Source organism: Amycolatopsis sp. NPDC089917, from assembly GCF_040684635.1.
Taxonomy (GTDB): domain Bacteria; phylum Actinomycetota; class Actinomycetes; order Mycobacteriales; family Pseudonocardiaceae; genus Amycolatopsis.
Genome location: NZ_JBFBGL010000035.1, coordinates 20,311 through 37,338 on the forward strand (window position 1 = coordinate 20,311; position 17,028 = coordinate 37,338).

Here is a 17,028-nt window from a genome sequence, read left to right on the forward strand (position 1 = left end):
TGACCGGTAGCCTGCAATCTGTCGTTGTGGACGGCCCGTTGAGGAGGACTGGCGTGGGAGAGTTCGTAAGCCTTGAGGTTGAAGGCGGGGTCGGCACGATCAGGCTGGACCGCCCGCCGGTCAACGCGCTGAACAACCAGGTGCAGGCCGAGCTGGCCGAAGCGGCCCGCGAGGCGTCCGAGCGCGGCGACGTGCGCGCGGTGATCCTCTACGGCGGCGAGAAGACCTTCGCGGGTGGCGCGGACATCAAGGAGATGGCCGAGCGCACCTACCCCGAGATCGCCAAGTTCGGCGCGGCGCTGACGGCGTCGCTGGCCACCATCGCGAACATCCCGAAGCCGGTCGTCGCGGCCATCACCGGTTACGCGCTCGGCGGCGGTCTCGAACTCGCGCTGACCGCGGACCGCCGGATCGCCGGCGACAACGTCAAGGTCGGCCAGCCGGAGATCCAGCTCGGCGTCATCCCCGGCGCCGGCGGCACGCAGCGCCTCGCGCGGCTCATCGGCCCGAGCAAGACCAAGGACCTCGTGTTCACCGGCCGCTTCGTGAAGGCCGAAGAGGCGCTGGCGCTGGGCATCCTCGACGAGGTCGTGGCGCCGGACGACGTCTACGCGGCCGCGCACAAGTGGGCCTCGCAGTTCGCGAACGGACCCGCCGTGGCCCTGCGCGCCGCGAAGGCCGCGATCGACGGCGGTCTCGACACCGACCTCGCGAGCGGCCTCAAGCTCGAATCCCACCTCTTCGCCGCGCTCTGGGCGACCGAGGACCAGCGCAACGGCATGAAGTCGTTCATCGAAAACGGCCCGGGCAAGGCCACCTTCGAGGGGAAGTAAGCACGATGACCCAGGTGAACGACCCGGCGCCGAACCCGCACGCCACCGCCGAAGAGGTCAAGGCCGCCTTCGACGACCCCAAGCTCGCCAACGTGCTCTACCACGACTGGGAAGCCGGGACCTACGACGAGAAGTGGTCCATCTCCTACGACGAGCGCTGCATCTCCTACGCGACGGACGTGTTCAACGCCGTCGCCGGTGAAGACGGCCAGCCGTACCCGACCGCGATGGAACTGGGCAGCGGCACCGGTTTCTTCCTGCTGAACCTGATGCAGGGCGGGGTGATCAAGAAGGGGTCGGTCACCGACCTCTCGCCCGGCATGGTCCAGGTCGCGCTGCGCAACGCCGAGAACCTCGGCCTCGACGTCGACGGCCGGGTCGCCGACGCGGAGCGGATCCCCTACGAGGACAACAGCTTCGACCTCGTCGTCGGGCACGCGGTGCTGCACCACATCCCGGACGTCCGCGCGGCGTTCGCGGAGGTGCTGCGGGTGCTGAAGCCGGGTGGCCGATTCGTCTTCGCGGGCGAGCCGACGAAGGTCGGCGACTTCTACGCGCGCAAACTCGGCCAGATCACGTGGTACCTCACCACGAACCTGACCAAGATCCCGGTGCTGAACGGCTGGCGCCGTCCGCAGGAGGAGCTCGACGAGTCCTCCCGCGCGGCCGCGCTGGAGGCCGTGGTCGACATCCACACCTTCGACCCGTCCGACCTCGAGTCGATGGCCCGCGGCGCGGGCGCGCAGGACGTCCGCGCGGTCACCGAGGAGTTCGCCGCCGCGCTCGCGGGCTGGCCGATCCGGACCTTCGAAGCCGCCGTGCCGCAGGAGAAACTGACCCTGCGCTGGCGTCTGTTCGCGTACCGGCTGTGGCTGCGGCTGTCCGCTTTGGACAAGAAGCTGCTCGCGAAGGTGCTGCCGCGCGAACTGTTCTACAACGTGATGATCACCGGCACCAAGCGTTCCTAGGTGCCTTACGCGTTCACTCTCGACGACGTCGCCTTCCTGCGTTCCGGCGCGGGAAGCGCGGCGCTCGCCGAATGCTCTTCCCTGCCGCTGACCGACAAGACCCGTATCGCCGACGTCGCCGCCGTCCGCCGGATCGCCCCGGACCACGCGGCCGCGGTACTGGAAACGGTGGTGCTGCGGCGGAAGTCGTCGGCCAAACTGGACTCCGCGGGCTCGTGGCTGTTCACCGGTGACGCCCTCCAGCAGGCCAGCGCCACCCTGGTCGCCCGGCATCGGGCCGCGCGGCTGGCGGGCCGTGACGTCCACGACGTGACGTGTTCCGTCGGCGCGGACCTCGTCGAGATCGCCCGTGTCGCTTCCCGGGCGATGGGCTCGGACCTGGACGAGGTCCGGCTGGCGATGGCGCGGCACAACGCCTCCGAAGCCGGGGTTTCGCCTGTTCTGATGCGTGCCGACGCGCTGCGGCCGGTCAGCCGGTCTTCGGTCGTCGTCGCCGATCCCGCCCGTCGTGACTCGGCCGGGCGCCGGGCCTGGAAGCCCGCCGATTTCCTGCCGCCGCTGGACGGTCTGGTCGAGGCGTACGCGGGCCGGGAGCTGTCGGTCAAATGCGCGCCTGGCCTGGACTTCTCCATCGCGCCCTGGGCGGACGAGGTCGAACTGGTCTCTTTGGACGGTCAGGTCCGCGAGGCGTGCCTGTGGCGCGGCGTGGGCTCGACGGTGTCCCGCCGTGCGACGGTGTTGCGTTCGGACGGTGCACAGTGGACGATCACCGACACCGATCCCGACGAGATTCCCCCGTGTGAGCCGGGGGAATGGATCGTCGACCCCGACGGCGCCGTCGTCCGCGCGGGACTCGTGCGGCATTACGCGGCACGGCACGGCCTGTGGCAGCTGGACGAACGCATCGCGTACTTGACCGGGGACGTTCCGCCGCCGGGAATCCGGGCGTTCCGGGTGTTCGAGTACGGACCGTACAGCGAGAAGAATCTTCGTGTACTGCTGAAAAAACACGATATCGGTCGGCTGGAGATCCTCGTCCGAGGTCTCGACATAGACCCGGATGCCTTGCGGCGCAAGCTGAAACCTCGCGGCGGTGAAGAAGCTACTTTGGTTTTGACCAGAATCGGCCGTTCTGGAGTAGCGTTCCTTTGCCGCGCACAGCTGACGTGAGGAGCACTTCCATGAGCCGGTTCACCGGTCTGCTGAAACTGGCCGCCGCCGCGGCCGCCGGAGCCGTTCTCGCGGGCGGTGCCACCGCCGTCGCGAACCAGGACGACGCCGCCTGGCGGCGCGGGCACGAGCCCGCCAACATCGGCCAGGTCAAGCTCGACGTCAAGGCCTACTACGGCGACGTCGTCGTCGACGGCAAGCACCAGTACTCGGACGGCAGCCGGTTCGTCTCCGACACCAAGCGCCAGGTCTCCGACGCCAAGCGCTATTTGCAGCGGAGGCTGGATCGCGGCGTGAAGAACCCCGCCGTCGTGTTCGACGTCGACGACACCGCCGAAGTCACCTACGGCTGGGAGGCCGACAACGACTTCGGCTTCGACCCGGTGAAGCAGCAGGAAGCGATCGACAAGGGCACGTTCGTCGCGAACAAGCCGGTGCTGGAACTGGCGAACTGGGCGGCGCAGCGCGGCGTGAAGATCTACTTCCTGACCGGCCGCAACGAGTTCCAGGGCCCGCAGTCGCTCAAGAACCTCGCGAACGAGGGCTACCCGGCACCGGCGGGCGCGTTCTTCAAGCCGAAGACCACCGCGCCGGACTACCTGCCGTGCGGGCTGACCTGCACCACCGTCCAGTACAAGTCGGGCACGCGGAAGCACATCGCCTCGACCGGCGCGACCATCGTGGCCAACTTCGGCGACCAGTTCAGCGACCTCGAAGGCGGTTACGCGGAGTTCCCGGTGAAGCTGCCGAACCCGATGTACTACCTGCCCTGACGGAATATCCGCGAGGGCGGCGTCGCTGTGCCCGGTATGTCTGACAAAAAGGTGTTGAAGCCCAGCGCGAGCCACCCGATCACGGTGGCGCCGAACAAGGCGCGCGTGGTCGTGACGGTCGGCGGGAAGGTCGTGGCGGACAGCGCGAACGCGCTCACGCTGCAGGAGGCGAACTACCCGCCGGCGCAGTACATCCCGCGTGCCGACGTCGACTTCGACGTGCTGGAGCGGACGGAACACTCGACGTATTGCCCCTTCAAGGGCGACGCGTCGTACTACAGCATCCGCACCGGCGACGGCGTCGCCGAGAACGCCGTCTGGACCTACGAGGCGCCGCACGACGCGGTCGCCGAGATCAAGGACCACGTGGCGTTCTACCCGGCGAAGGTGGACGCGATCGAAGAGCGCTGACCCCGCGTCGAGCGCTATGAACGGTCCGTTCCTTGCGAAATTCGCAAGGAACGGACCGTTCATCGCAGGGGGGAGTTCTTCCGGATTGCGGTCACGCGAGGTGATTGATCCGGTCCCCGTCGGCCGCGAGCGAGGTGTCGGGGTCGATCCGCCAGGCGTCGAGGCCGGGCGTTTCGAGAAGCGCGTCGATCAGGGTTCCCTCGCCGGCGACGAGCGTCGAATCGAAGTCGACCTCGGTGGCCACGCACCAGGCGCGGTCGTCCGGCCAGAACAGGTTGGGGGACTGCGCCTCGAACCAGCTCGGCCGGGGCCGCCAGCCGAGTTCCGTTGCCGAGGCCAGCGGACCGGTGAACAGCAGGTAGTCGCGGCCGGGATGCCGCAGGCGCGGCGCGTCGAGGTGTTCGCGGGACAACGTCGTCTCGTCGGCCCAGCCGTAGCCCTCCCAGAGACAGAACCAGGCGTCCGAAGCGGTCGTGTGGTCGCCGAGGACGGCCAGGAGCGCGGTGAGACTGTGCGACGGCAGCGTCCCGCGTCCCGGCGGGGAACCCCGCCAGAGCGAGCCGGTCAGGTTCACCGGATCCGGGGAGCCGACGAGCGAGTGCCACTGCATGGCCCCGTGGGCGCGCCGCCCCGTTTCGGAGGCGGCCTCGCGCCAGCTCGCCCAGCCACCGCGGTCGCGTTCGGCGGGGTGGCAGAGCCGGGCGTACGCGGGATAGCCACGCGGAACCGTGCGGCAGGCCGCGCCGAACGCCCCGCCGAGCCTGGAGGAGATCCACTCGGCGGGGGACGGGTCGAGCACCGGCCTCAGCACGACGGCAAGTCTTCATGAAGATCAAGTGACGCGCATCTTGTCGTTCTTGTCGGTGGGCGGGGGCATACTGCCGGGCGTGGGTGTTCCGCTGCGTCGCCGTTCGGGCCGTTCGGTGTACCGCGAAGCCGCGCCGGTCGCGAAGGTGACCGGCGTGGTCGAGAGCGCCTGGACGGGCTTGGTGGGGTGCAGTCGTCCGTTGCGCGTGTTCCCGGACGGGTGCGTGGATCTCGTCTGGGACGGGCGAGAGCTGGCCGCGGTCACCACGGTGCGTGGGGTGCTGCGCCATGACCTGCCGTCGGCGGAGTGGACCGTCGGGCTTCGCCTGCGATGCGGTGCCGGTGGCACGGTACTGGGGCTGCCCATGACGGACCTGACGGCGGAGGCCACCCCGCTGCGCGATCTGTGGGCGGGCACTGCCCGTCGTGCGGAAGCCAGGCTGGCCGAGTGCGGATCTCCGGGTGAGGCGCGGTCGGTGCTGGAGGAGCTGGTCGCGGAAAGGCTCCGCGACGTCGAGCTGGACGGCCTCTCGATCGCGGCCGCTCGTGCGCTGCGGTCGCCCGGCGCTCGCACCGATCGGGTGGCGGCGGCGCTGGGGGTGAGCGAGCGCGGGCTTCGGCGGCACGTACGGCACGAAATCGGCGTCGGTCCCAAGGAACTGCACCGGGTCTTGCGGTTCCGCCGGTTCCTCGACCGGGTCGGGGCCGTCGCGCGGGATCGTTCTTCGCTCGCCGACGTCGCCGCCGAAGTGGGCTACGCGGACCAGTCCCACCTCGGGCGCGAATGCCGTCGGCTGTCCGGCGCCTCGCCCGGCGGGCTGGTGCGTTCCTGGGCTGGCCGAAACGTTCCAGACTGAGGCGGCGCGCCGAGCGAAGATCGGGAGGTGCCCGAACCTTTCCGCGTCACCCTCGACATCCGCACGGACGACCTCGACATCAACGGGCACGTCCGCGGCCCCGCCTACCTCGCGTACGCCGACCACGCACGCTGGGAATGCGTGTGGGCGGCCGGAGTGGACCCGCTGGCACTCAAGGCCGGGAACCTCGGCCCGGTCAACCTCGAAACGACCATCCGGTTCCGCCGGGAACTCCGGGCCCGCGCGCGGATCGACGTCCTGACCCGGTTCACCTGGGAGCCGGGCAAGGTGTCGCGAGTGGTCCAGGAATTCGTGACACCGGACGGCGCCGTGGTGGCCGAAGTCGAAAGCCTGTCCGGGCTGCTGGATCTCGAACGACGGCGCCTCGTCCCGGATCCCGGGCGGCACTGGCGGAAGTACGCGGCGCGGCCGGAGATCCTCGGTCTGACGTGATCACCCGCCGGTTCTCCGTTGGTAAAGACTGGTCGGCCATTTCACCTCCGGAGGATCCGTCACGTGCTCGAATCCCGCGCGTTCGTAGGAGCGCACGGTCCACTCGATGATCCGGACCCCGAGCCCGGTTCCGGCCGCTTCCCGCGCCACCGCGAGACGTCCTAGGTAGTAGGCCGGTTCGGTGTTCTCGCCCCAGAGATCCAGTTCCGCTTCGGCGACAACGCAAGTCGCGATCGGTTTGCCGTCCCGCGTGATCAGCAGGGGCTTCCCCCGATTCGATCCGGTGACGCACCGATTCCCGGGGAAAGCGTTGCGGCCATTGACGAATTCCGCGCCCGGTCAGCCAGGCGGCGGCCTCGGCGAGGAGGTCGAGCACCGCGTCCTCCTCGCCGGGCCGGGCGGATGGTGGTGCCCGGAGCGAGCGGCTCGGGGCCGGTGATGATCGGCATGGCTCGATGATGCCCCGGGTTGGTTGGATGGCTGTCGTGAGAGATGCCATCGACCGCTTACGGTTGGGCATGACGAGGACGTTCCGGCTGGCCGAGGTCACCGCCGCCAACTTCGACGCCGCGATCGGTCTGCGGGTGCATCCCGAGCAGAACCATCTGGTCGCGCCGGTGGTGAAATCCCTCGCCGAGGCATACGTGTACCCGAGGACAGCTTGGCCCCGGCTCATTCTCGACGGCGATCGGCTCGTCGGTTTCCTCATGGCCTTCCTTGACATCGACTTCGCAGGGGACGGAACGGGCACCGACCTCCGCTCGGGCTTGTGGCGGCTCAACATCGCGGCCGGCGAGCAGGGCCGGGGCTACGGCCGCTTCGCGGTCGAAGCCGTGGCCGCCGAGATCCGCCGCAGGGGAGGCGACCGGATGACCACCACCTGGCACCCGGGCGAGGACGGCCCCGAGGGGTTCTATCTGAAGCTCGGATTCGTCCCGACAGGAGAGACGAGCGGGGATCAGACGGTCGGGGAGTTGTTGCTGGAGTGGTGCGGCAAGTCGGCCATATGCTAACTTGCCACTGAGCCCCGTATGGGCCTACGCATGGAGGTAGCGGCTACTCGGCCACCGGAGATCGGTACACCGTCTCTCGCATTCACTCACCCTCGTCAGTGGGATGACGCCTCCATGCAGTGCGCCCGAAAATCGCGGCGTACCAAGACTTGTGCCCTTTCGGCGACTGTTCCGCGCCCTCCTGTCGACGCGACGACGGGAAAGGACCGCATTGACCGGCTTCAACGACCAGGTGATCGAGGAATTCAGGAAGAACAAGGGAAAACTCGGCGGCATGTTCGAGGGGTGGAAGCTGATCCTGCTCACCACCACCGGCGCCAAGAGTGGTGAGCGACGGACGAATCCGTTGGGATACCTCGAAATCGACGGCAAGACCGTCGTCGTCGCTTCGAACATGGGGTCGTCGAGGAATCCGGGATGGTATCACGACATCCGGCGCGATCACCGGGTCACGATCGAGACGGGGACCGAAACCCACGAGGCGATCGCGGCCGTCCCGCCCGCGGCGGAACGAGCCGAGTTGTTCGCGAAGGTCGTCACCATCGACCCCGGATTCGCCGAGTATCAGGCGAAAACCACCCGTGAGCTGCCTGTCGTGATCCTGCACCGGATCGACGACCGGGTGCGGGGGATGGGGGACTTCCTGGTGGAGGTCCACGCATGGCTGCGGGAGGAGATCGCGACGCTGCGCGCCGGGATCGACGACCTGGTGGCGGGCCGCGCGGATTCGCTCACCATGGAGAAATCCTTGCGGGCGCACTGTGTTTCGTTCTGCGAGGCGCTGACCAAACATCACACCGGCGAGGACATGGGCGCTTTTCCGATGCTGGCGCAACGGTTTCCGGCGCTCGCGCCGACGTTGACGAAGCTCGGGGAGGATCACGTCGTCGTCGCGGCGCTGCAGAAACGGATCCGCGGACTCGTGGAGGGTTACGTCTACGGCGAGAGCGACCCGACCCGGTTGCGCGACGACTTCGACGAGCTCGCGGGGCGGCTCGAAGCACATTTTGCCGCTGAGGAACGAACCGTCGTCACGGCACTCAACGTGACGGCGCCGGGCTGATCGGAGCGCATGCCCTGGGGTTTCGGCCCCGGGGCGTGTACCGTGGTTGGTGGCGGCGCTGTCAGCGTGACGCCGCGAGGCGGTGGAATTCGTCCCCGGCCTCGCCGAAGACCGCGAAACGGCGGTCCCCCTCGAAAGGTTTCATCGTCAATACTCACAGCACGGACAGTGCGCTGTTCAGCCATCCGCTCGAAACCCAGGCCGAGCGATACGACCCGACCGCTCCCCAGGGTGAGCGATACGTGGATCTTTTTCGCGAACCCTCTTATCCCGCACCGGAACCTTCGGCCGACGCCGTTCGTTGAGCGTAGCGGTCCAACGTTTTGGGTGTCGTGTTGTCCAAGCACGCTCGCGCAGAATTCGTCGCGGGCATGCCTTTTCGTGCGCCGCGTCGTGACACAGGTCGGCTGACGCAAACCGGCTGACACAGGCCGTGGCCCTCGACAAGAAACGGCGACATGACCTCTGTTCTGAGACCCCCGGACAGCGAAGAGCGGCAGACGCCGCAACCCTTGATGTCCGGGGAGCAGTCCCGTACCGAAAATCTCCTCGTCAAGCTGTTCGCGGTGGTTCCCCTGCTGGCACTGGCCGCCTCCGTCCCCTTCGCGTGGGGCTGGGGACTCGGCTGGGTGGACCTCGGCCTGGCCGCCGGGTTCTACTTCGTGACCGGCCTCGGGGTGACCGTCGGTTTCCATCGCTACTTCACCCATGGCGCCTTCAAAGCCAACCGCGGCCTGCGGATCGCCCTCGCGGTCGCCGGCAGCATGGCGATGCAGGGCCCGGTCATCGGCTGGGTGGCCGACCATCGGCGCCATCACGCCTTCGCCGACCGCGAAGGCGACCCGCACTCCCCGTGGCGGTTCGGCGCCGGTCCGGCCGCGCTGGCCCGCGGCTTCTGGCACGCCCACATGGGCTGGCTGTTCGAACGCGAGAAGACCAACGCGCGACGGTTCGCCCCGGATCTGCTCGCCGATCGCGACATCGCCCGGGTCGACCGTTTGTTCCCCCTGCTCACCGTCGTGACCCTGCTCGCGCCCGCCGTTCTCGGCGGCGTGCTCACCCTGTCGTGGTTGGGCGCGGTCACCGCGTTCTTCTGGGCGAGCCTCGTCCGGGTGGCGCTGCTGCACCACGTCACCTGGTCGGTGAACTCGCTGTGTCACCTGATCGGCGACCGCCCGTTCGCCGCCCGCGACAAGTCCTCGAACTTCTGGCCGCTCGCCATCGCCTCGATGGGCGAGTCCTGGCACAACTCCCACCACGCCGACCCGACCGGTGCCCGGCACGGCGTCCGCCGCGGCCAGCTCGACATCTCCGCCCGGCTGATCTGGCTGTTCGAGAAGGCAGGCTGGGCGACCGACGTCCGCTGGCCGAAGGCCGACCGCCTCGGCCGCAAGCTCAACCCCGGCCACACCCTGTCACCGCACCGGAGCGCGCGGCGGGCCTGAGCCGACGAGAGGCGGTCAGGGCTTCGTCGGAGGAAGACCGAACTGCGCGAACAGGGCCGGGTCGAGGAACGAGGTGATCTCGTGGATCCGGTCGTCCCGGAGCGAAAGCACGTTGATCGACCAGGCGTGGTGGACCGCGTCCGCCGATTCGCCGACGTAACAGGCGACGGTCGGCTGGCCGTTGGCGGTGATGACCTCGTTGCGCCAGCTCGGGCACCGGCTGATCGGGACCTCGACGGCGAAGTCGGCGACGGCCTCGATGCCGCGGTACCAGTGCGCGAGCGGCGGCATGGACCACGTGACGTCCTCGGTCAGCAACGCCACGAGCGCGTCGGCGTCGCCGCGGTCCAGCGCGGAGGCGAAGTCCGCGGCGATCTCGCGGACCCGCGCGTCTTCGAGCTTCCGCAGCGTCTGCTGCTGGCTGGGTGACGGGACCTTCTCGGCCACGATCGCCCGCGCGCGCTGCAGCGCGCTGTTCACCGCCGCGACCGAGGTGTCCATTGTGGACGCGATTTCGGCGGCGGAGAAACCGAGGACGTCGAAGAGCAGCAACGCGGCCCGCTGGTTGCCGGGCAGGTGCTGCAAGGCGGCGACGAACGCCAGCTCGACGGCCTCACGCTGCTCGTACCGGGTGTCCGGCCCCGCCGGGCCCCGGCCGAGGCTCGCGTCGGGGTACGGGCCGAGCCACGCGACCTCGGTCACCGGGGCGTGTTCGAGCACCGCCCGCTCGCTCGACGGGCCGAGGTCCATCGGCAGGGCGCGCTTGCCGCGCGCGGCGGCCGTGTCCAGGCACGTGCGGGTGGCGACGGTGTAGAGCCACGTCCGCATCGAGCTCCGGCCCTCGAACCGTTCCAGCCCCCGCCAGGCCCGCAGGAGCGCGTCCTGGAGGGCGTCGTCGGCGTCGTGGGTCGAGCCGAGCATGCGGTAGCAGTGGGCGTGCAACTCGCGGCGCAGTGGCTCTACCAGGCGGTTGAACGCCGCGTCGTCCCCGTTACGGGCTTCGGCGACGTCCGGGTCCTCGGCGCGCAGGATATCTTCGCTCACAGTCGATGATTGTGCCCTTACTTGGCGCGAAGCGCGGTGACGGCGGGGGTGAACATCGTCGTCTTGATCGCGGCCAGCGTGCCGCGGTCCTTGCCTGCCAGCGGGCGGACGAGGTCGGCCGCGTATTCCAGCAGGGCGGATTTCTCGGCGACGGCGTCCACGAGCCCCAGATCCCGCGCGTCCGTGCCGCCGAAACGCCGCCCGGTGGTCATCGACGCGATCGCGGCGGCGGGGGTGAGCTTGCTCTGGATGACCCCGGCCATGCCCGGCGTGAACGGGATGTTGATGTCGGCTTCGGGGAAGCAGAAGAACCCGCGGTCGGCGCGCATCACCCGGAAGTCGTGAGCCATCGCCAGCATGGCCCCGGCGCCGAAGGCGTGCCCGTTGATGGCGGCGACCGTGTGCACGCCGAGGGTGAGCACACGGGCCAGCAGTTCGTGGACGTCGGCGACGTACTGCGCGGCCTGGGCGGGGTTGCCGGTGAGCCATTCGAGGTCGAGGCCGTTGGAGTAGAACTTCCCGGAACCGACCGTGACCAGGACCGCCGGATCCGGATAGGAGACGACGGTGTCGAGCTGGGAATGGACCGTCTCCAGCCAGGACGGCGAGAAGCGGTTTTCGTCGTCTCCGAGGTCCAGCAGGAACACCGGGGCGTCGTGACGGAGGGTCGGCATGGTCAGTCCTTTCGTGGGGGTGGGAGCAGGAGTATGGCGTGAACCGCGGCGGCCAGTCGGACGCGGGAGTCTTCGGGGATCGGCTCGCCCACGGTGAAGGCCCGGCGGAACAGGGCGGTCGGCAGATCGACCACGCAGGTGGTCAGTACCTCGACCGCGTGCGCGTCCCGCCTGTCCCAGAGTCGTTCGGCGAGCCTGACCAGCAGCGCGACCAGGCGTTTGTCGAGCGCCAGGAGGTCGCCGGCGAGGTCTTCGGGCACCTGCGGGCCGAGCAGGTGCTCCTTCTTGACGGTGATGAGCAGGCGGGCCGCCTCCGGCCTGCGGCCGGCGAAAGCGGCCGGTGCGTCCGCCGCGGCCGCGACCGCCTCGGCCGGGTCTCCGGCTCGGTCGGCCAGTTCGGTCTGGAGATCGAGGAAAGCGTTCGCCGCGCGGAGCCAGACGCGGGCCAGCACGGCGCCGAGTGAGCCGAAAGCGTGGTAGATCGTGCCGTTGGGGACCCCCGCGGCGGCCGCGAGCGACCGGACGGTGACGCCTTGGGCACCGCGCTCGACGACGAGGCGTTCGGCCGCGTCGAGCAGCCGGTCCAGGTCGTGCACGCGGGGGCGGGCCATGAGGCGACAGTAACAGAGCACTCGCTCCAAAACTGCGGAATGGCGGTGACGGATGGACTTTCCTGGGCTGTGACGTGCTTCACGCGCCGAGCTGTCACATCGGTCCGGTGGCCGGGGTCAACCCGACGAACCACCGAGACCCGAGGAGAAACCGAAATGACCACCGCTTACGTCATCGTCACCGTCGTCGGAGCTTTCATGGCCGCCTTCTCGGCCGCCTCGATCTTCTTCCGCGCGAAGTGGGTCGTGCAGCCGCTCGCCGACTACGGCGTTCCGCGCACCTGGTGGACCCCGCTCGGCGTCGCCAAGGCGGCGGGCGCGCTCGGCATGATCGCCGGTCTGTGGGTGCCCGCGCTCGGTGTCGCCGCCGGGATCGGCCTGGTGCTCTACTTCGCCGGCGCCGCGATCACCGTGCTCCGCGCCCACTGGCCGTCGCACGTCGCGTTCCCGCTGATGTACCTGGCGCCCGTCGCCGCGTCGCTGGTGCTCGGCTTCGCCGCCTGAAGGTCAGACGCTGCGCAGCACCGAGACCACGACACCCAGCACGGCCGCGCGATCCCCGTCGATGACGTCGTAGGCGGGGTTGCGCGGTTCGAGGTACACGTGACCGTCGCGGCGGCGGTACACCTTGACCGTGGCCTCTTCGTCGATCATCGCGGCGACGATCTGCCCGGAGTGCGCCTCCTGCTGCTGCTTCACCACGACGATGTCGCCGTCGCAGATCGCCGCGTCGATCATCGAGTCACCGCGCACCCGCAGTCCGAAGACGTTGCCCCGCCCGGTGAGTTCACGCGGAAGGGTCATCACGTCGTCGACGTGCTCGACGGCCGAGATCGGCGTTCCCGCGGCGATGTCACCGACGACGGGAACCGGCACGGAGTCCTCTGTGGATTCCCGCGACGTCGTGCCGTGCAGGAACGCGCGGACGTCGATGGGGCGGGAAATGGAACTGCTGCGGCGGAGGAAACCCTTCTCCTCCAAGGCCGCCAGATGCTTCGACACCGAGGACGTCGAGCGCAGCCCGACCGCTTCGCCGATCTCGCGCGTGCTCGGCGAGTACCCGTGCTCCACCACCCATTCGCGGATGGTCAGCAGGATCTTCTGCTGGCGCTCCGGCAGCGAAGCGGCTTCCTCGAACACGTCAAGATCGTGGTAGGCGGTCATCAACGGAATGGTAGTTCGTGCAGGCCGCCGCGATCGCCGCGGTGTCCCAGTAGAACGGCCGCACCTCGGTGATGCGCCCGTCCTCGACGGTGATCGTCTGCAGGATCGGGAAGTCCAGTTCGCGGCCGGTGGCCCTCGACCGGACGTGCACGTGGGTCAGGACGACCAGCGGGCTGGTCCCGCTCAGGAAGCTCTGCTCCACCATGTCGAAGACGTCCCAAGTGCCGCTCATGGCGGCGAAGAACCGCTCCATGCCTTCGTGACCGCGCCAGATCCCGCCGTACGGCAGGCCGTCCGCCTGGTGCAGCACCACGCCGGGGGAGAAGAACGGGGCGAGCGGCGCGAAAGTCGTCTTGCCGGGGCCGCCCGCGGCGAAGTAGGCGGATTCCGCCGCGTACATGCCTTTGAGTACGGACAGGGCGTCAGTCGTCGAGGTCACGACGATCACTGTGGTGCGCGGCACGGGAAACCGCTGGCGGATATCGGCCGTGAAGATCGGCCGGATGGCGACCCCGGCGGACCGAAAGTCCGATCCCGCGAGCCCGTCCGCGAGGTTGACTCGATCGTATGAACACGAAGATCACCGCGGCGGTCCTCGCCGCCGCGACCGCCACGGTCGCCCTGTCCGGCTGTGGTCTCAAGGAAGGCCTGACCGAGAAGGCCAACGGGCACGTCAAGACGGTCGGCTACGCGACCGGCGCGGAAGGCAAGCGCGACAAGGACGCCCGGGTGCCGGAGTGGGTGCCGGACGGCGCCGCGTCGATCACTGAGGTCATCCGGACGACGGGTTCGGAGCGGATCCTGCGGTTCACCGGCGGGACGCTGCCCGCCGTCTGCGTGCCGGGGCCGGCCGCGACGCAGTCGGCCACGCTCGTCGCCCCGTGGTGGCCGCAGGGGCAGGAGAGCAGGACCGACAAGGTCTGCGGCGAATGGCATGTGCTCGTCCAGGGCGGCGACGTGTTCGCGTTCAAGCCGGAGACGCTGGTGAGCACGAGGTCCTGAGTCACTCCTGCGGAGTCAGCGCGTCGACGCAGGCGGCCAGGTCGCGCAGCAGCCCGTCACGGCCGGCCGCGGAAAACGGTTCGAGCATCCGTTTCTCCACCTCGCGCACGAGGCCGCTGGCGGTGCGGAGCTGGGCACGCCCGGCGGGGGTGAGCGTGCTGGGCAGGGCGCGGCCCTGCGGCGCCGTCGTCGGACGGGTGACCAGCCCGCGGTCCTGCAGGCCGCGCAGCACCAGGTTCATCGACTGCCGGGTGACGAACACGGCCCGGGCCAGTTCCGCGTTGGACAGCCCCGGCCGCTGTGAAAGCACTTCGAGGCACGAGTACTGCGGAACCGTGAGGTCGAGGGGACGCAGGGCGGTGTCCATGGCCGTGCGCAGCGCCGTCGCCGCCCGTTTCAGCAGGTATCCCACCGACAGGTCCAGCGGGCCGACCGTCTCGCCTTGACTCATGTCAGCATCATGACATACCTTCGCTATGTCAACACCCTGACATGGAGGACGACATGACCGTGACCGGACCCGATTTCTTCTCGCTGCAGGTGCGCGACCTCGATCGCGCCGCCGCGTTCTACGAGACCCACCTCGGACTGAGCAGACTGCCCGTCGCGCCGCCGCACGCGGTGGTGTTCGGCACCAAGACGATCCCGTTCGCGGTGCGGGAACCCGTGCCGGGGACGGACCTCGACGCCATCACCCCGCGGCCGGGCTCAGGAGTGGCGTTGTGGCTGCACGCCGACGACACCCAGGCGCTGCACGACCGGCTGGTCGGCGCGGGCGTCACCATCCTCACGGAGCCGTTCGACGGGCCGTTCGGCCGCACGTTCGCCTTCGCCGACCCGGACGGCTACGCGATCACCGTGCACGACAAGGCCTGAGTTCGCCTGCCGGAGCAGCGCGAGGGCCCGTGCGTCGGGAGAGTCCACGGGAGTCGTGCACACGATCAGCAGCTGGTCCGGCGAGCGGGCGATCGACAGGGTCTGCTGGGTCACCGTCACCGAGCCGACGACCGGATGACGCAGTTCGTAGGCCGCCGCGTCGCAGGGTTGCACGCGGTGATCGCCCCAGAGCGAGACGAACTCGGGGCTCTTCATGGTCAGCTCGCCGATCAGCTCCGCGAGCAGCGGATCGTCGGGATGCCTGCCGACCGCGATCCGCAGATTCCCGACCACCGCGCGGATCTTCCGCTTCCAGTCGGCGTACAGCTCCCGGTTGTGCGGGTCCAGCACCAGCATCCGGCTCATGTTCGGCCGTCGTGCCGGGTCGTCCGGGGCGTGGAAATCCAGATGCCCGCCCAGCAGCGCGTGGCCGAGGGCGTTCCACGCCAGGACGTCCGAGCGGCGGCCGAGCACCAGCGCGGGAGCGTCGACGGTGCGCAGAAGGTCCCGGGTCTCGTCGTGGAGCTTCTCGGGCCGTGGACGGCGCGCCCGTGGTGTGCGGCGAGCGGCGTCGGCGAGCCTGTCCAGGTGATCGCGCTCGTGGCCGTCGAGCCGGAGCGCGGAGGCGATGGCGTCGAGCACCTCGGCCGAGGCACCGCGTGACATGCCCTGCTCCAGCCGCGCGTAGTACGAGACGCTGACACCGGCGAGCTGGGCCAGTTCCTCGCGGCGCAGCCCGGCCACCCGGCGTCGCGGCCCGAAGTCGCGCAGGCCGACGTCTTCCGGGCGCAGCCGGGCCCGTCGCGCCTGCAAGAAGTCGCCGAGCGGGCCGGGTCCGTCCATGATCCCGAGTATCCGGGGCGCGGACCACGTCAGCCACACCCTCCCAGTGGGAGGAAAACGGGGGCGTGGTCCGCGTCCGCCCGGACGGCCAGTCTCGGTCGCATGGACGAGATCACCATCGGAGACGTCACCGTCACCCGCGTCAAGGAGTTCTACGGCTCGCTCGGCATGAGCCCGGCCGAATTCCTGCCCGACAGCCCGGACGGCTCGTGGGAGGAACAGCGCGACTGGCTCGCGCCCGACTTCTGGGACCCCGAGACGAACGAATGCCGCGCCGCGCTCCAGTCCTGGCTGATCCGCAGCGAAGGCCGCACGATCCTCGTCGACACCGGCGTCGGCAACCACAAGGACCGGCCCTACGCGGCGGTCTGGAACCGGCTCGACACCGCCTACCTCGACAACCTCGCGGCCGCCGGCGTGCGGCCCGAGGACGTCGACGTCGTCGTCAACACCCATCTGCACATCGACCACGTCGGCTGGAACACCCGGCTCGACGGCCGCGACTGGGTGCCGACCTTCCCGAACGCCACGTATCTGATGGCCCGGCCCGACTTCGAGTTCTGGAACCCCGCCGAATCGCACGATTCCGTGCTGGGACGCGGAAATCAGAACGTCTTCGAGGACAGCGTCGCGCCGGTCCACGAGGCGGGCCTGACCCGGCTGTGGGACGACACGTACCGGATCGACCGGAACCTGCGGCTCGACCTCGCCCCCGGCCACACGCCCGGCTCGTCCGTGCTCACCCTGGAATCGGGCGGCGAGAAGGCGCTGTTCGTGGGCGACCTCGTGCACACCGCGGTGCAGATCGTCGAGCCGGACACCAATTCGCCCTATTGCGAGGACCCGGCCGGATCCCGGGCCACCCGGCACAAGCTGCTCGGGCAGGCCGCCGACGGCGACGCGCTTCTCTTTCCGGCGCATTTCGGCGCCCAGGGCGCCGTGCGGGTCGAACGCCGGGGGTCGAAGTTCGCGATCGCGCGGTGGGCAGGCTTCTCCCACCTCTCCTGAGAGGACCGTTTTC

The 17,028-nt window shown here is 69.4% G+C and carries 22 protein-coding genes and 1 pseudogene; 14 read left to right on the forward strand and 9 right to left on the reverse strand.

Annotation, left to right across the window (positions count from 1 at the left end; all coding sequences use genetic code 11):
• Positions 1-53: 53 nt before the first annotated feature.
• From AB0N89_RS24620 to AB0N89_RS24640, 5 genes are read left to right on the forward strand one after another with little or no spacing between them, the layout of a single operon-like run.
• Positions 54-833, forward strand: coding sequence for an enoyl-CoA hydratase-related protein (locus AB0N89_RS24620; protein WP_364208206.1), 780 nt, complete (start codon positions 54-56; stop codon positions 831-833).
• A gap of 5 nt (positions 834-838) precedes the next feature.
• The gene (locus AB0N89_RS24625) at positions 839-1,801 is read left to right on the forward strand and encodes a class I SAM-dependent methyltransferase (protein WP_073848159.1); all 963 of its coding nucleotides are present in this window, start codon (positions 839-841) and stop codon (positions 1,799-1,801) included.
• Positions 1,802-2,971: a class I SAM-dependent methyltransferase gene (locus tag AB0N89_RS24630; RefSeq protein ID WP_364208210.1), complete on the forward strand. Its 1,170-nt coding sequence runs from the start codon at positions 1,802-1,804 to the stop codon at positions 2,969-2,971. It abuts the gene before it with no gap.
• 11 nt (positions 2,972-2,982) lie between these two features.
• Positions 2,983-3,744, forward strand: a complete 762-nt coding sequence (locus AB0N89_RS24635; protein ID WP_364208213.1) for an HAD family acid phosphatase — start codon at positions 2,983-2,985, stop codon at positions 3,742-3,744.
• A gap of 36 nt (positions 3,745-3,780) precedes the next feature.
• On the forward strand, positions 3,781-4,155 hold the full coding sequence (locus tag AB0N89_RS24640; RefSeq protein ID WP_364208216.1) for a DUF427 domain-containing protein: 375 nt from the start codon (positions 3,781-3,783) through the stop codon (positions 4,153-4,155).
• A gap of 91 nt (positions 4,156-4,246) precedes the next feature.
• On the opposite strand, the gene AB0N89_RS24645 is transcribed toward AB0N89_RS24640, so the two are convergent.
• Positions 4,247-4,966: a hypothetical protein gene (locus tag AB0N89_RS24645; protein ID WP_364208219.1), complete on the reverse strand. Its 720-nt coding sequence runs from the start codon at positions 4,964-4,966 to the stop codon at positions 4,247-4,249.
• A gap of 76 nt (positions 4,967-5,042) precedes the next feature.
• Here AB0N89_RS24645 and AB0N89_RS24650 point away from each other — a divergent pair, with 76 nt between their 5' ends.
• Together AB0N89_RS24650 and AB0N89_RS24655 are read left to right on the forward strand one after the other, a co-directional pair.
• Positions 5,043-5,819, forward strand: a complete 777-nt coding sequence (locus AB0N89_RS24650; RefSeq protein ID WP_364208222.1) for a helix-turn-helix domain-containing protein — start codon at positions 5,043-5,045, stop codon at positions 5,817-5,819.
• Between the two features lie 27 nt (positions 5,820-5,846).
• Complete coding sequence (locus tag AB0N89_RS24655) at positions 5,847-6,272, forward strand: acyl-CoA thioesterase (protein WP_364208225.1); 426 nt, start codon at positions 5,847-5,849, stop codon at positions 6,270-6,272.
• Here AB0N89_RS24655 and AB0N89_RS24660 read toward each other — a convergent pair whose 3' ends face one another.
• Complete coding sequence (locus AB0N89_RS24660) at positions 6,273-6,533, reverse strand: hypothetical protein (protein WP_364208411.1); 261 nt, start codon at positions 6,531-6,533, stop codon at positions 6,273-6,275. It abuts the gene before it with no gap.
• A 257-nt stretch (positions 6,534-6,790) separates the two neighbouring features.
• Between AB0N89_RS24660 and AB0N89_RS24665 the strand changes: the two genes are divergently transcribed.
• The 3 genes from AB0N89_RS24665 (at position 6,791) to AB0N89_RS24675 (ending at position 9,793) form a co-directional block, all read left to right on the forward strand.
• The gene (locus AB0N89_RS24665; RefSeq protein WP_364208228.1) at positions 6,791-7,285 is read left to right on the forward strand and encodes a GNAT family N-acetyltransferase; all 495 of its coding nucleotides are present in this window, start codon (positions 6,791-6,793) and stop codon (positions 7,283-7,285) included.
• A gap of 211 nt (positions 7,286-7,496) precedes the next feature.
• Complete coding sequence (locus AB0N89_RS24670) at positions 7,497-8,348, forward strand: nitroreductase/quinone reductase family protein (protein WP_364208231.1); 852 nt, start codon at positions 7,497-7,499, stop codon at positions 8,346-8,348.
• Positions 8,349-8,806: 458 nt separating this feature from the next.
• A complete protein-coding gene (locus AB0N89_RS24675; RefSeq protein WP_364208234.1) occupies positions 8,807-9,793 on the forward strand; it encodes an acyl-CoA desaturase in 987 nt (328 codons plus the stop codon).
• Between the two features lie 15 nt (positions 9,794-9,808).
• On the opposite strand, the gene AB0N89_RS24680 is transcribed toward AB0N89_RS24675, so the two are convergent.
• The 3 genes from AB0N89_RS24680 to AB0N89_RS24690 are packed head-to-tail and all read right to left on the reverse strand — an operon-like array spanning position 9,809 to position 12,122.
• Positions 9,809-10,837 carry a sigma-70 family RNA polymerase sigma factor gene (locus AB0N89_RS24680; protein ID WP_364208237.1) on the reverse strand — a complete coding sequence of 343 codons (1,029 nt, stop codon included), beginning with the start codon at positions 10,835-10,837 and terminating at the stop codon, positions 9,809-9,811.
• Between the two features lie 17 nt (positions 10,838-10,854).
• Entirely contained in the window at positions 10,855-11,511 is a 657-nt protein-coding gene (locus AB0N89_RS24685) for an enoyl-CoA hydratase-related protein (RefSeq protein ID WP_364208240.1), read from the reverse strand.
• Positions 11,512-11,513: 2 nt separating this feature from the next.
• The gene (locus AB0N89_RS24690) at positions 11,514-12,122 is read right to left on the reverse strand and encodes a helix-turn-helix domain-containing protein (protein ID WP_364208243.1); all 609 of its coding nucleotides are present in this window, start codon (positions 12,120-12,122) and stop codon (positions 11,514-11,516) included.
• A 156-nt stretch (positions 12,123-12,278) separates the two neighbouring features.
• Here AB0N89_RS24690 and AB0N89_RS24695 point away from each other — a divergent pair, with 156 nt between their 5' ends.
• The gene (locus AB0N89_RS24695) at positions 12,279-12,626 is read left to right on the forward strand and encodes a DoxX family protein (RefSeq protein ID WP_364208246.1); all 348 of its coding nucleotides are present in this window, start codon (positions 12,279-12,281) and stop codon (positions 12,624-12,626) included.
• A gap of 3 nt (positions 12,627-12,629) precedes the next feature.
• On the opposite strand, the gene lexA is transcribed toward AB0N89_RS24695, so the two are convergent.
• Positions 12,630-13,286: a transcriptional repressor LexA gene (lexA, locus tag AB0N89_RS24700; protein WP_039919936.1), complete on the reverse strand. Its 657-nt coding sequence runs from the start codon at positions 13,284-13,286 to the stop codon at positions 12,630-12,632.
• On the reverse strand, positions 13,264-13,725 hold the full coding sequence (locus AB0N89_RS24705) for a nuclear transport factor 2 family protein (RefSeq protein ID WP_364208250.1): 462 nt from the start codon (positions 13,723-13,725) through the stop codon (positions 13,264-13,266). Before AB0N89_RS24705 ends, lexA begins: the two co-directional genes overlap by 23 nt.
• A gap of 128 nt (positions 13,726-13,853) precedes the next feature.
• Here AB0N89_RS24705 and AB0N89_RS24710 point away from each other — a divergent pair, with 128 nt between their 5' ends.
• Positions 13,854-14,288 carry a hypothetical protein gene (locus tag AB0N89_RS24710; protein ID WP_364208253.1) on the forward strand — a complete coding sequence of 145 codons (435 nt, stop codon included), beginning with the start codon at positions 13,854-13,856 and terminating at the stop codon, positions 14,286-14,288.
• Between the two features lies 1 nt (position 14,289).
• Here AB0N89_RS24710 and AB0N89_RS24715 read toward each other — a convergent pair whose 3' ends face one another.
• The gene (locus AB0N89_RS24715; RefSeq protein ID WP_364208256.1) at positions 14,290-14,739 is read right to left on the reverse strand and encodes a MarR family transcriptional regulator; all 450 of its coding nucleotides are present in this window, start codon (positions 14,737-14,739) and stop codon (positions 14,290-14,292) included.
• A 53-nt stretch (positions 14,740-14,792) separates the two neighbouring features.
• Between AB0N89_RS24715 and AB0N89_RS24720 the strand changes: the two genes are divergently transcribed.
• Complete coding sequence (locus AB0N89_RS24720; protein WP_364208259.1) at positions 14,793-15,164, forward strand: VOC family protein; 372 nt, start codon at positions 14,793-14,795, stop codon at positions 15,162-15,164.
• Here AB0N89_RS24720 and AB0N89_RS24725 read toward each other — a convergent pair.
• A pseudogene (locus tag AB0N89_RS24725) lies at positions 15,162-16,007 on the reverse strand (helix-turn-helix transcriptional regulator); the annotation flags it as partial. The gene AB0N89_RS24720 and the pseudogene AB0N89_RS24725 overlap by 3 nt on opposite strands.
• 102 nt (positions 16,008-16,109) lie before the next feature.
• On the opposite strand from AB0N89_RS24725, the gene AB0N89_RS24730 reads away from it, so the two are divergent.
• A complete protein-coding gene (locus AB0N89_RS24730; RefSeq protein ID WP_364208262.1) occupies positions 16,110-17,015 on the forward strand; it encodes an MBL fold metallo-hydrolase in 906 nt (301 codons plus the stop codon).
• Positions 17,016-17,028: the final 13 nt, after the last annotated feature.

Coding starts and splice junctions, on each gene's coding strand:
- AB0N89_RS24695 (WP_364208246.1), top strand. CDS start 12,279: ATGACCACCGCTTACGTCATCGTCACCGTCGTCGGAGCTTTCATGGCC.
- AB0N89_RS24690 (WP_364208243.1), bottom strand. CDS start 12,122: ATGGCCCGCCCCCGCGTGCACGACCTGGACCGGCTGCTCGACGCGGCC.
- AB0N89_RS24730 (WP_364208262.1), top strand. CDS start 16,110: ATGGACGAGATCACCATCGGAGACGTCACCGTCACCCGCGTCAAGGAG.
- AB0N89_RS24710 (WP_364208253.1), top strand. CDS start 13,854: ATGAACACGAAGATCACCGCGGCGGTCCTCGCCGCCGCGACCGCCACG.
- AB0N89_RS24675 (WP_364208234.1), top strand. CDS start 8,807: ATGACCTCTGTTCTGAGACCCCCGGACAGCGAAGAGCGGCAGACGCCG.
- AB0N89_RS24685 (WP_364208240.1), bottom strand. CDS start 11,511: ATGCCGACCCTCCGTCACGACGCCCCGGTGTTCCTGCTGGACCTCGGA.
- AB0N89_RS24665 (WP_364208228.1), top strand. CDS start 6,791: ATGACGAGGACGTTCCGGCTGGCCGAGGTCACCGCCGCCAACTTCGAC.
- AB0N89_RS24625 (WP_073848159.1), top strand. CDS start 839: ATGACCCAGGTGAACGACCCGGCGCCGAACCCGCACGCCACCGCCGAA.
- AB0N89_RS24640 (WP_364208216.1), top strand. CDS start 3,781: ATGTCTGACAAAAAGGTGTTGAAGCCCAGCGCGAGCCACCCGATCACG.
- AB0N89_RS24720 (WP_364208259.1), top strand. CDS start 14,793: ATGACCGTGACCGGACCCGATTTCTTCTCGCTGCAGGTGCGCGACCTC.
- AB0N89_RS24715 (WP_364208256.1), bottom strand. CDS start 14,739: ATGAGTCAAGGCGAGACGGTCGGCCCGCTGGACCTGTCGGTGGGATAC.
- AB0N89_RS24635 (WP_364208213.1), top strand. CDS start 2,983: ATGAGCCGGTTCACCGGTCTGCTGAAACTGGCCGCCGCCGCGGCCGCC.
- lexA (WP_039919936.1), bottom strand. CDS start 13,286: ATGACCGCCTACCACGATCTTGACGTGTTCGAGGAAGCCGCTTCGCTG.